1 pseudogene is annotated in these 378 nt (G+C 42.6%); it reads left to right on the top strand.

Going from position 1 to position 378, the window contains the following annotated elements:
• Positions 1 to 198: 198 nt before the first annotated feature.
• A pseudogene (locus FC65_RS12670) lies at positions 199 to 378 on the top strand (ISL3 family transposase); the annotation flags it as partial.

Below are 378 nucleotides of genomic sequence, written 5' to 3'. Positions count from 1 at the left end.
AGTGCCACAGAACTTTTAGTGCTAAAACTGAGCTGACTCAGTGTCACCGTTCGATCACCCTGCGGGCTAGGCAAGTGATCCATAGTTTAGCTAAAGAAGCGAGCCCAGTTAAAAAGATCGCCAAATAGTTGGCGTCTCGGCTTCTTCAGTACAACGGATCCTCTATGCAATAAAACAGCTTATGTGACTCCACACCGTTTGCAAAAGGCGCTCTGTTTCGCTGAGCTTCGCTCTACTAGAGGCAGATTTTCGTTTATTTGTATCGATGCCAAAACACATGACTTACTGCTCTTACTTGAAAATCGCTTGTCTAAGACGATCAAGGAATATTTTTTCAATAATTACTCTTTAGCACAACGTCAAAAAGTTCAAGTCGTA

It is taken from the genome of Ligilactobacillus acidipiscis DSM 15836 (assembly GCF_001435755.1).
Taxonomy (GTDB): Bacteria; Bacillota; Bacilli; order Lactobacillales; family Lactobacillaceae; genus Ligilactobacillus; species Ligilactobacillus acidipiscis.
This window is presented reverse-complemented; position numbering and strand designations above follow the sequence as displayed.